The sequence below is a fragment of the Nicoliella sp. ESL1113 genome, assembly GCF_058509245.1.
Genome location: NZ_CP196387.1, coordinates 1,416,739 through 1,429,469, shown reverse-complemented (window position 1 = coordinate 1,429,469; position 12,731 = coordinate 1,416,739). Strand labels below are relative to the sequence as shown.

At 41.5% G+C, this 12,731-nt stretch carries 5 protein-coding genes, 1 tRNA gene and 3 rRNA genes; 8 read left to right on the top strand and 1 reads right to left on the bottom strand.

Annotation, left to right across the window (positions count from 1 at the left end; translation table 11 throughout):
• Positions 1-31: 31 nt before the first annotated feature.
• The 5 genes from tyrS (at position 32) to ACSYTJ_RS06245 (ending at position 6,711) form a co-directional block, all read left to right on the top strand.
• On the top strand, positions 32-1,291 hold the full coding sequence (tyrS, locus tag ACSYTJ_RS06265; protein WP_491719764.1) for a tyrosine--tRNA ligase: 1,260 nt from the start codon (positions 32-34) through the stop codon (positions 1,289-1,291).
• Between the two features lie 390 nt (positions 1,292-1,681).
• Positions 1,682-3,257, top strand: a 16S ribosomal RNA gene (locus tag ACSYTJ_RS06260).
• Positions 3,258-3,478: 221 nt separating this feature from the next.
• Positions 3,479-6,395, top strand: a 23S ribosomal RNA gene (locus ACSYTJ_RS06255).
• Positions 6,396-6,466: 71 nt separating this feature from the next.
• Positions 6,467-6,583, top strand: a 5S ribosomal RNA gene (rrf, locus tag ACSYTJ_RS06250).
• The 16S, 23S and 5S rRNA genes sit together here with 1 tRNA gene alongside, the layout of an rRNA operon.
• A gap of 55 nt (positions 6,584-6,638) precedes the next feature.
• A tRNA-Thr gene (locus ACSYTJ_RS06245) sits at positions 6,639-6,711 on the top strand.
• 57 nt (positions 6,712-6,768) lie between these two features.
• Here the strand turns inward: ACSYTJ_RS06245 and helD are convergent.
• Positions 6,769-9,090 (bottom strand): RNA polymerase recycling motor HelD, encoded by a 2,322-nt coding sequence (helD, locus tag ACSYTJ_RS06240; RefSeq protein ID WP_491719763.1) that lies wholly within the window; start codon positions 9,088-9,090, stop codon positions 6,769-6,771.
• Positions 9,091-9,412: 322 nt separating this feature from the next.
• Here helD and trpS point away from each other — a divergent pair, with 322 nt between their 5' ends.
• The 3 genes from trpS to ACSYTJ_RS06225 are packed head-to-tail and all read left to right on the top strand — an operon-like array spanning position 9,413 to position 12,719.
• The gene (trpS, locus tag ACSYTJ_RS06235) at positions 9,413-10,432 is read left to right on the top strand and encodes a tryptophan--tRNA ligase (protein ID WP_491719762.1); all 1,020 of its coding nucleotides are present in this window, start codon (positions 9,413-9,415) and stop codon (positions 10,430-10,432) included.
• A 39-nt stretch (positions 10,433-10,471) separates the two neighbouring features.
• Positions 10,472-11,410, top strand: a complete 939-nt coding sequence (locus tag ACSYTJ_RS06230) for a Ppx/GppA phosphatase family protein (protein ID WP_491716731.1) — start codon at positions 10,472-10,474, stop codon at positions 11,408-11,410.
• Between the two features lie 55 nt (positions 11,411-11,465).
• Positions 11,466-12,719 carry a hydroxymethylglutaryl-CoA reductase, degradative gene (locus tag ACSYTJ_RS06225; RefSeq protein WP_491719761.1) on the top strand — a complete coding sequence of 418 codons (1,254 nt, stop codon included), beginning with the start codon at positions 11,466-11,468 and terminating at the stop codon, positions 12,717-12,719.
• The last annotated feature ends 12 nt before the right edge of the window (positions 12,720-12,731 follow it).

Below are 12,731 nucleotides of genomic sequence, written 5' to 3'. Positions count from 1 at the left end.
GGATTTTTTGTTATCTTAAGGAGGAAATGAAATGGATATTATCGATGATTTAAAGTGGCGTGGCGCCATTAATCAACAAACGGATGCAGAAGGTTTGAACGAACTAGTTAATGAAAATAAAATCGGACTATACGCTGGAATTGACCCAACTGGTGACAGTATGCACATTGGGCATTTAATTCCATTCATGATCTTAAAGCGTTTTCAATTAGCGGGACACCATCCAGTGATCTTAGTGGGTGGGGCAACCGGTTCAATTGGTGATCCTAGTGGTAAAAAGGCTGAAAGAAAGCTACAAACGATGGACCAAGTTAAACATAATGAAGAAGCCTTAACTAAGCAAATGACCAAGCTATTTGGCCAAGACGGTAGTTTTACGATTGTTAATAACTATGATTGGCTTTCCAAGTTCACGCTACTAGACTTTCTTCGTGATTACGGAAAGGTATTCAACGTGAATACGATGTTGAATAAGGAAGTCGTTGCTAGTCGTTTGGATGCTGGGATTTCATTTACTGAATTCACCTACCAAATTTTACAATCGATGGACTTCTTACATCTCTTTAAGAACAACGACGTACAACTTGAAATTGGTGGTTCTGATCAATGGGGGAACATTACCTCTGGAACTGACCTGATCCACAAGATGGAAGGCGCCGATGCGAAGGTATACGGGCTTACGATTCCATTGATGCTTAAGTCTGATGGAACTAAGTTTGGTAAGACTGCAGGTGGAGCAGTTTGGTTAGATCCTGAAAAGACAACTCCATACGAATTTTACCAATTCTGGATCAATCAAGATGATCGGGATGTTGTGAAGTACTTGAAGTACTTTACGTTCCTTAGTCATGAAGAGATTGAAGAGTTGGCTGAAAAGGTGAAAACAGAACCTAAGAAACGCGAAGCCCAAAGAAGATTGGCTGAAGAAGTTACTAAGTTCGTCCATGGTGAAAAGGCAGTTGAAGAAGCTGAAAATATCACCAAAGCTTTATTTACAAATGGAATCAAGAATTTAACCGTAAGTGAAGTTGAACAAGGTTTTAAGAACATGCCAAGTGTCGACGTTAGTTCTGAACCAAATGATATTATTCAATGGTTAGTTGATGATACTAAAATTGAACCATCAAGAAGACAAGCTAGGGAAGATGTCAAAAATGGTGCGATCAGAATTAATGGTGAAAAGGTTGATGATGTTGAAGCAGTAATTAACCCGAACGATAATTTTGATGGTAAATTCGTAGTTGTTAGAAAAGGTAAAAAGCGTTACTACTTAGCACGAGTTACTAAGTAGGATTTTGATTAATGGGCCATGGTTAATAATTTAGCCATGGCCCATTTTTTATTTAGCAAAGTCATTTCAAATTAATTTTATTTTTTATGTTGACATTAAAGTTTGAACGCGGTATATTATTACTTGCGTTATTCATTTCGACTAACAACTTTCAAAAGTTGTTCAAAATTAATTTTAAAAAATCGTTGACATCCAGTTAGCAATTTGATATTATTAAATAGTTGTCGTTAAGAGCGACGCGCAAAAGTAGATCTTTGAAAACTGAACAAAATTATGACAAAAAATGTGTAAGGAACTTCATTTTAAATGAAGTACAAAAAACTTATGCGAAGTCAATTCGCTTTAAAAAGTAACAAATATTAAGAAGAGCTAACGTTAAGCTTTTCATCATAAGATGAGAGTTTGATCCTGGCTCAGGACGAACGTTGGCGGCGTGCCTAATACATGCAAGTCGAACGAACTTCCGTTAATGATAGTTGATGCTTGCATTAACTTGACTTAACATCGAAGTGAGTGGCGAACTGGTGAGTAACACGTAGGTAACTTGCCCTAAAGCGGGGGATAACATTTGGAAACAAGTGCTAATACCGCATAACAACAAAAACCGCATGGTTTTTGTTTGAAAGATGCGTTTGCATCACTTTAGGATGGACCTGCGGCGTATTAGCTTGTTGGTGGGGTAATGGCCTACCAAGGCAATGATACGTAGCCGACCTGAGAGGGTAATCGGCCACAATGGGACTGAGACACGGCCCATACTCCTACGGGAGGCAGCAGTAGGGAATCTTCCACAATGGACGCAAGTCTGATGGAGCAACGCCGCGTGAGTGAAGAAGGGTTTCGGCTCGTAAAACTCTGTTGTTAAAGAAGAACAAGTTTGATAGGAAATGATCAAGCTTTGACGGTATTTAACCAGAAAGTCACGGCTAACTACGTGCCAGCAGCCGCGGTAATACGTAGGTGGCAAACGTTGTCCGGATTTATTGGGCGTAAAGCGAGCGCAGGCGGTTTTTTAAGTCTGATGTGAAAGCCTTCGGCTTAACCGGAGAAGTGCATCGGAAACTGAGAAACTTGAGTGCAGAAGAGGACAGTGGAACTCCATGTGTAGCGGTGAAATGCGTAGATATATGGAAGAACACCAGTGGCGAAGGCGGCTGTCTGGTCTGTAACTGACGCTGAGGCTCGAAAGCATGGGTAGCAAACAGGATTAGATACCCTGGTAGTCCATGCCGTAAACGATGAATGCTAGGTGTTAGAGGGTTTCCGCCCTTTAGTGCCGCAGCTAACGCATTAAGCATTCCGCCTGGGGAGTACGACCGCAAGGTTGAAACTCAAAGGAATTGACGGGGACCCGCACAAGTGGTGGAGCATGTGGTTTAATTCGATGCTACGCGAAGAACCTTACCAGGCCTTGACATCTCCTGCAAAGTTAAGAGATTAGCCGTTCCCTTCGGGGACAGGATGACAGGTGGTGCATGGTTGTCGTCAGCTCGTGTCGTGAGATGTTGGGTTAAGTCCCGCAACGAGCGCAACCCCTATTATTAGTTGCCAGCATTAAGTTGGGCACTCTAGTGAGACTGCCGGTGACAAACCGGAGGAAGGTGGGGACGACGTCAAATCATCATGCCCCTTATGGCCTGGGCTACACACGTGCTACAATGGACGGTACAACGAGTTGCGAAACCGCGAGGTCAAGCTAATCTCTTAAAGCCGTTCTCAGTTCGGATTGCAGGCTGCAACTCGCCTGCATGAAGTTGGAATCACTAGTAATCGTGGATCAGCATGCCACGGTGAATACGTTCCCGGGTCTTGTACACACCGCCCGTCACACCATGAGAGTTAGTAATACCCAAAGTCGGTGCAGTAACCTCTTTTGAGGAGCTAGCCGCCTAAGGTAGGACTGATGATTAGGGTGAAGTCGTAACAAGGTAGCCGTAGGAGAACCTGCGGCTGGATCACCTCCTTTCTAAGGAATAATTCGGAACCTTGCACAGTCATAGTTTTGTTTAGTTTTGAGAGGTCTACTCTCAAACTTGGTTCTTTGAAAACTAGATAATATTTTAATTTTTCCAAATTATTGAATTGTATTAAATACAATTTCAACCGAGAACACCGCGTTATTTTGAGTTTTTTAAATTAGTTTTATTCGTATTTACTCAATTAACCAAATACCACTACGTGGTAATAGGTTAAGTTATTAAGGGCGCATGGTGGATGCCTTGGTACTAGGAGCCGATGAAGGACGGGACTAACGCCGATATGCTTCGGGGAGCTGTACGTAAGCTTTGATCCGGAGATTTCCGAATGGGGAAACCCAATAAATTTAATCGTTTATTATTCAATGACGAATTCATACTCATTGAAAGGCAGACGTGGGGAACTGAAACATCTAAGTACCCACAGGAAGAGAAAGAAAATTCGATTCCCTCAGTAGCGGCGAGCGAACGGGGAACAGCCCAAACCATCGAGTTTACTCGATGGGGTTGTAGGACTGAACATTTGAGTTACCAAAGAATTAGATAGTCGAAAGATCTGGGAAGTTCTGCGACACAAGGTGATAGCCCTGTAGACGAAATCTAATTCCCTCAGTTCAGGATCCTGAGTACGGCAATACACGTGAAACATTGCCGGAATCCGGGAGGACCATCTCCCAAGGCTAAATACTCCCTAGTGACCGATAGTGAACCAGTACCGTGAGGGAAAGGTGAAAAGCACCCCTGGAAGGGGAGTGAAATAGTTCCTGAAACCATGTGCCTACAAGCAGTTAGAGCCCGTTAATGGGTGATAGCGTGCCTCTTGCAGAATGAACCGGCGAGTTATGATAACATGCAAGGTTAAGATGAAAAGTCGGAGCCGTAGCGAAAGCGAGTCTGAATAGGGCGCCATAGTATGTTGTGATAGACCCGAAACCAGGTGATCTACCCATGTCCAGGCTGAAAGTGTGGTAAAACACACCGGAGGGCCGAACCCGTGTACGTTGAAAAGTGCTGGGATGAGGTGTGGGTAGCGGTGAAATTCCAAACGAACTTGGAGATAGCTGGTTCTCTCCGAAATAGCTTTAGGGTTAGCCTTGGAGTCGAGAATCATGGAGGTAGAGCACTGTTTGGGTGAGGGGCCCGTCTTGGGTTACTAAATTCAGATAAACTCCGAATGCCATTGATTTATATCCAGGAGTCAGACGATGAGTGATAAGATCCACCGTCGAAAGGGGAACAGCCCAGACCACCAATTAAGGTCCCTAAATATATGCTGAGTGGAAAAGGATGTGGAGTTGCATAGACAACTAGGATGTTGGCTCAGAAGCAGCCACCATTTAAAGAGTGCGTAATAGCTCACTAGTCGAGTGATTCTGCGCCGAAAATTTACCGGGGCTAAGCATATTACCGAGATTGTGGACGCAACTTATGTTGCGTGATAGGAGAGCGTTCTAAGGGCAATGAAGCCAGACCGTAAGGACTGGTGGAGCGCTTAGAAGTGAGAATGCCGGTATGAGTAGCGAAAGATCAGTGAGAATCTGATCCACCGAATGACTAAGGTTTCCTGGGGAAGGCTCGTCCTCCCAGGGTTAGTCGGGACCTAAGCCGAGGCCGAGAGGCGTAGGCGATGGATAACAGGTTGAGATTCCTGTACTAGTTAACTATGTTTGACCGATGGAAGGACGTAGGAGGCTAAACGTAGCATCCTGTTGGATATGGATGTTCAAGCACTAAGTCAGGTGTTGAGTCAAATGCTTAATACCGTATTGACAAGGTGTGATGAGGACCGAAATTTAGTAGGGAAGTCGTTGATGTCACACTACCGAGAAAAGTTTCTAGTTAGTAGTTAACTACCCGTACCGCAAACCGACACAGGTAGTCGAGGAGAGAATCCTAAGGTGAGCGAGTGAACTCTCGTTAAGGAACTCGGCAAAATGACCCCGTAACTTCGGGAGAAGGGGTGCTGCACTACGTGCAGCCGCAGTGAAAAAGCTCAGGCGACTGTTTATCAAAAACACAGGTTTCTGCAAAATCGTAAGATGAAGTATAGGGGCTGACGCCTGCCCGGTGCTGGAAGGTTAAGTGGATGAGTTAGCTTCGGCGAAGCCCAGAAACGAAGCCCCAGTAAACGGCGGCCGTAACTATAACGGTCCTAAGGTAGCGAAATTCCTTGTCGGGTAAGTTCCGACCCGCACGAAAGGCGTAACGATCTGAGCACTGTCTCAACGAGAGACTCGGTGAAATTGAGATACCTGTGAAGAAGCAGGTTACCCGCGACAGGACGGAAAGACCCCATGGAGCTTTACTGTAACTTGATATTGGGTGTTTGTATAGCTTGTACAGGATAGGTAGGAGCCATAGAAGTCGGGACGCTAGTCTCGATGGAGGCATTGGTGGGATACTACCCTCGCTGTATGAACACTCTAACCCGCACCACTAATCGTGGTGGGAGACAGTGTCTGGTTGGCAGTTTGACTGGGGCGGTCGCCTCCTAAACAGTAACGGAGGCGCCCAAAGGTTCCCTCAGAATGGTTGGAAATCATTCGACGAGTGTAAAGGCAGAAGGGAGCTTGACTGCGAGACATACAGGTCGAGCAGGGACGAAAGTCGGGCTTAGTGATCCGGTGGTACCGTATGGAAGGGCCATCGCTCAACGGATAAAAGCTACCCTGGGGATAACAGGCTTATCTCCCCCAAGAGTTCACATCGACGGGGAGGTTTGGCACCTCGATGTCGGCTCATCGCATCCTGGGGCTGTAGTTGGTCCCAAGGGTTGGGCTGTTCGCCCATTAAAGCGGTACGCGAGCTGGGTTCAGAACGTCGTGAGACAGTTCGGTCCCTATCCGTCGCGGGCGTAGGAAATTTGAGAGGAGCTGCTCTTAGTACGAGAGGACCGGAGTGGACATACCGCTGGTGTACCAGTTGTGCCGCCAGGCGCATCGCTGGGTAGCTATGTATGGATGAGATAAACGCTGAAAGCATCTAAGTGTGAAACCCACCTCGAGATGAGATTTCCCATTCCTTTATGGAAGTAAGACCCCTGAAAGATGATCAGGTAGATAGGCTGGAAGTGGAAGTGCAGTGATGCATGGAGCGGACTAGTACTAATTGGTCGAGGACTTAACCAAGTAAGGTTGTTCTCACGGAAGAATAAAATATTATCTAGTTTTGAGAGAACGAAGTTCTCACAGATAAATAGTGTGGTGATGATGGCCAGAAGGATACACCTGTTCCCATGTCGAACACAGAAGTTAAGCTTTTGAGCGCCAAAAGTAGTTGGGGGATCGCCCCCTGCAAGGATAGGACGTTGCCACGCAAACAAAAAAGATCTCCGTTTTTTACGAAGGTCTTTTTTATTTTAATATTTAAATGCCGTTTTAGCTCAGGAGGTAGAGCGTTTCCATGGTAAGGAAGAGGTCCCGGGTTCAAATCCCGGAAACGGCTTTAATTAAAAACTGCCGTCCCTACTAACTCTTAGTGGGGACGGCAGTTTTTTTAATATTAGCTATGTGAGCTTAATTGATGGTCAATTTTAAATACTTCTTTCGGGACTTTGGATTTTGTAATTAGCGAGCTAACTGCACCAACACTGATTAAGATTAAGTTATGCATTGCTCTTGTTGAAATCGTGTAAAGCGTTCCAATTAAATCAGTGCTATTAAAGTTATCATTAGAAATATTCCAACCGATTACTGAATCAAATTCTAATCCCTTTGCCAAATAGACGGGCAAAATAATTACTCCCTTCGGTAAGGTGCGATCAGCATCATCTAGAATATTAGTTTTAAAACTATGGTATAGATTGTGGTTGATAAACTTAGCATCATTCATATTTTTAGTGATAATAGCAACAGTTCCATTATCAGCTAATTGTTTTTTAACGGATGATTTTAAACTTGCTAATGCTTCTTGATCATTGTATCTAACAATGATTTCAGGAAGTGGTCCTTGACGATTAAATGCTTCAATTTCATTTCCATCTGGTAATAATGACTTAGCAAATGTTGTGATTTGATAAGTCGATCGATAGGATTTACGTAACGTTATGAGCCTAGAATGATTAGTGCCAAACGCATCGTTAAGTTTATTTAGCAGTTCTTTAGGGGATTCAACTTCTTTAAATAAAGCTTGTTCACTGTCACCAATTAGGTTAAATTTGGCATTTGAAAATATAAATCGCAAGTAAATTAATTGAGCAATTGAGTAGTCCTGCATTTCATCGATAAACAAATATTTAATTGCACGATTTCTACCTTCACCTGTAATTAAATCACGTAGATATAGGAGCGGTGCAGCATTTTCCAAACCTAATTTATGATTTTCTAAGTCTTCTGAAAACTTCTTAATAGAGGCTTGCCATTCTTTATTATCGATATTTGCAGGAAGCGCTAAGTTATTTAGAAAATCGACATATTGAATATATGGATCAAAAAAATTATTATTAAAAATTGCATCATAAATAATTCGGTATTCACGTTTAACGATTTTCTGTGCTAGAAAATCCCGTTCGTCATCTTGGCTTTGGAATTCACGGAGCTGCTTTCCCTTCATCATGGTTCGAATCTGTTCTTCACTTAAAACTTCTAGTTCATCATTTACCCATGGATCGTGGATTGAAGTTTTAATTCTTCTTTTTAAAGTTCTGATAAGTTGGTTTTTAGTTTTTAAGATTCTTTGTGATGTGTGCATACTCTTTGGGTATTGTTCATAAATTGCGCGAATATCTTCAGCAGTAAAGAATGGATTGCCCCTAAATAAAATTGAACTAAATTGAATTTGATCGGCTGAAATATCAGAAACATAATCTGATAACGCATTCATGAATTTATCACTATCTTTATACTGATGAATCTGTTGTTGGGAATTACTTAATGATTGTTGATTTTCGTAACGATCAAAAATTGATTGAACTTTTAATCCCTCAAATCGATGGTTAAAAAATTCAGCAAGCGTAACTTGTCGCATGTTGCGTTCCCCTAAACTAGGTAGCACATCTGAAATGTAGTGACTAAACAGTTTATTGGGTGAAAGTAACACGATTTGATCTGCCACTAGCGAACTTCTGCTGTGGTAAAGTAGGAATGCAATTCTTTGGAGGATTGCTGATGTTTTTCCTGATCCAGCGACCCCTTGGACAACTAATAGGTCACTAGTCGTATCCCTAATAATATCGTTTTGTTCACTTTGAATCGTAGCAACGATATTTTGCATTGTCTCATCATTTTGTTCACCTAATGCATGTTGAAGCATTTCATCGCCAACGGTTTCATTAGTATCGAACAGATTATCAATTTTGCCATTTTTAATTTGAAATTGACGCTTTTTTATTAATTCGGTTGAGAAACGCCCCGCAGGAGTAGTGTAGCTAACCTTGCCCAGGGTTCCATTATAATAGATGCTAGAAATAGGAGCCCGCCAATCATAGATTAAAAAATTTTGATTATCATCAACAAATGATGCTGTCCCAATGTAAAGTTTTTCTGGTTTTGTATCACCATCATCAAGAATATCAATGCGCCCAAAATAGGGAGAATTTTCTAAATCCTTTAACGTGTTTAAGTGTCGTTTGATGATTGCTTCATTTTCAATATCTCGGTTAACTAATCCTCTTTGTTGTTGTAGTTCAGCACTCGTTTCAATTCGATCGTCAACTTCAAAGTAGTTAACAGACGTATTGGCACTATAATTTTGCTGAACATTTTCAGTTTCTTGGTGAGCTCTATTTAAATCAACTTTAGTTTTTTGAATTCGTTTCGTAATTTTTTTAACAATTGATTCAACACGGGCTTCCTCTTTTTCATATTCACCGGGTTCCAAGATCATTCCTCCATTTCTTCAAATTCTTTTCAACGTGCAATAATTTTAGGTTTAAAATGCTTAAATGTCAATTAAACTCACTTTGACATTAAATTAGTAATCAATTAAAATATTAGATGATTATAAATGTTAAAAAAGTAGTTGCCCCACCTTCAGAGAGATCATAGATGCTGAGAATGATTAGGGGAAATGAAATGGTTGAATGGGTTCCTCCTTATCGGAAAGAGTGGCGGGTTTTAACTCTCGCAACATAGGTGGTACCACGTTAAAGGCGTCCTATTGGATATTCATCCAGTAGCACGCCTTTTTTTAGAAAGGATGATTTATGATGACAGAAAAAAAGGTAATTTTAACTGGTGATCGCCCAACCGGCAAGTTACACATTGGACACTATGTTGGTTCTCTTAGAAATCGGGTTGCTTTACAAAACTCAGGTGAATATGACACCTATCTATTAATTGCAGATATGCAAGCGTTAACCGATAACGCTCGTGATCCAGAAAAAATTCAACACAGTTTACTTCAAGTGGCACTGGACTACTTAGCAGTTGGCATTGACCCTAAGAAATCTACCATTTGTGTTCAGTCACAATTACCAGCGTTAGATGAATTGACGATGCACTACTTAAATCTAGTTACAGTTTCACGGTTAAACCGTAACCCAACTGTTAAAACCGAAATTAAACAAAAAAACTTCGGCCAAAGTGTGCCAGCTGGTTTCTTCATCTATCCAGTAAGCCAAGCTGCTGATATCACTGCCTTTAAGGCTAATACAGTTCCAGTTGGAGCTGATCAAGAACCAATGCTTGAACAAACTCGTGAAATCGTGCGTTCATTTAATTCAATTTATAAACAGGATATTTTAGTTGAACCAGAAGGCTACTTCCCACCAAAAGAAATGGGACGGATTCCTGGACTGGATGGTAATGCTAAGATGAGTAAATCACTTGGTAACGCCATTTACCTGGCAGATGACCCAGACACGATTCAAAAGAAGGTTATGTCCATGTATACTGACCCGAACCATATTCATGTGGAAGACCCTGGAAAAGTTGAAGGCAATACCGTCTTCACCTACTTAGATATTTTTGCAAAGGATCAAGACCATGTTAGTGAATTAAAGGAACAATATAGACATGGTGGACTTGGTGATGTAAAGATTAAGCGTTACTTGAACGAGGTCCTTCAAGCAGAACTAGAACCAATTCGGACACGTAGAGAAGAATTCGCAAAGGATCCCACTGCGGTTTATGATATTTTAAAGGCAGGGAGTGAACGGGCCCAAGCGGTTACTAATCAAACCCTTCAAGAAGTTCGGGATGCAATTGGGATTAATTACTTTAAATAATCACTGAACTAAAACATTATTTAAAGAAGGGTGTTTAAATTGGAAAATTTTGTAATTCTAGATATTGGTTCCAATTCAGTGAGAATGGCCATTAATCAAATTGAAAATGATGGATCATATCATGAAATTAAAAGATTAAAAAATGATAGTCGACTATCCGAAGGGATGGGTCGAGAAAAAATGTTGAGACCAGCAGCGATTAAGCGGACAATTAATGCGTTACAAAATTTCCAAAATGTTTATAAGGGATACCCAAATGCGCATGTGAAAGTCATTGCTACTGCTGCGGTCCGCCAAGCTAATAATCAAGATACATTTTTAAAACAGGTTCGTGATACCCTTGGTTTGCGGGTTAAAATTTTATCTGGAAATCAGGAAGCTTATTATGACTATTTAGGGGTTGTAAACAACATCAAGGAGTCTAATTATATTTTAGTTGATATTGGTGGGGCCAGTATGGAGTTAGTACTAGTTCAAAACCATAAAAAAAAGAATTTAATTAGCCTTCCAATGGGAGCGGTAAGTATTTCAGAACATTACCATTTAAATAGTTATATTAAATCATCTGATTTATTCAAAGCAGAGTGTTATATCCAACAAGAACTACATCGAGTTTTCTGGCTGAAATGGGCTTATCACTATCCATTAGTCTTACTTGGTGGCGCAACTAGGGCGTTGGCAAGAATCAATCAGCACCACCAGCACCTAAATCGTTCGCACCGCTTAAATCGCTATCAATTAAGGCAATCACAGGTTTTAAAAACATTCGAGCTATTGATCGCAAAGGATAATGCACAACGCAAACAGATTTCAGGGTTAGAGTCCGATCGTGCCGATATTATCGTTGGTGGATTATTACCATTGGTCTCGATTATTAACAGAATTAATTCTAAGCAGGTCATCTTTGCTGATAGCGGGGTCCGTGAGGGATTAATTAATGAATATTTACGCCACATGAAATCAAACCAAAAACATTAGTTGTTTTAAATGCTCCTGATTGTGGGGAGCAATTGCAAAGGTGGAAGCTTTATTTATGGATAATATATTTAAACATTTTTATCGTAAATCATATGCTGATAGGTTATCAGTTGTTGGGGAGTACGCATCTTTAGATGAAAACGCACGGTCATTGATTAAGGATCATGTAAACGATACTGATGCCCACCTAATCGAAAACTATCTTACTGATTATTCGTTACCTGAAGGCGTAGGGGTTAATTTAATGGTCAATGGCGTTGAGCATGCCATTCCCATGGTGACTGAAGAACCATCTGTAGTCGCGGCCGTCAGCAACGGGGCACGGATGCTCAGAAAGAATGGGATCTCGGCAACAGTAATTAATCGGGAATTGATTGGTCAGGTAATTTTGCATAAACCTAGCTCAGCGCTGTTGGAATGGATTGAAAATCATAAGGGGAATTTGATTGCCCTAGCTGATTCAGCCCACCCGAGCATTAGTAATTATGGTGGTGGGGCTACCGAAGTTACCGTGCGAGCATTGGATAAGGATGATTATTCGATTGATCTGAGCGTTAATGTATCTGAAGCGATGGGTGCAAACATTATTAATTCGATGTTAGAACAACTGGGTGCAACCATCAATGAACAACAACCCGGAGTTGTTTTAATGCAAATCTTATCCAATTATGCGACAAAAAGTTTGGTCAAAGTAACTGGCCGAATTGACTTTGATCAATTAGGTGCCCCCGGGATGACGGGACAAGAAGTTGCTGTTAGAATTGGTTTAGCTAGCCATATTGCCCAAATTGACCCATATCGCGCAACGACCCATAACAAGGGCATTATGAACGGAATCGACGCAGTAACGATTGCAATGGGTAATGATTGGCGTGCAATTGAAAGTGGGATTCATGCCTATGCAGCAAAAGATGGACAGTACCGCGGATTAAGCCACTGGAAGATTATTAATAACCAACTAGTTGGCGAGATGGTTGTTCCAATGCCTGTTGGTTTCGTTGGTGGGGCGACTAAGGTCTTTCCACTTGTTCAGATTAATAAGTCCATTGCTAAGGTTAAAAATGCACGTGAGTTAATGCAGTTAATTGCAGCAACTGGTTTGGCACAGAATTTAGCTGCCCTGAAGGCAATCGTGACGGATGGAATCCAAAAGGGGCATATGGCACTGCAATTAAATTCATTAGCAATTAGCGCTGGGGCTACTCCATCGGAAATTGCGCCAGTTGTAAAAAAATTAAGAACCATTAAGAACGTTGGAATTGAAGATGCTCGTTCAATTATTCAACAAATCAGAAAATCTAATAAGTGAGGTTGAAATTAC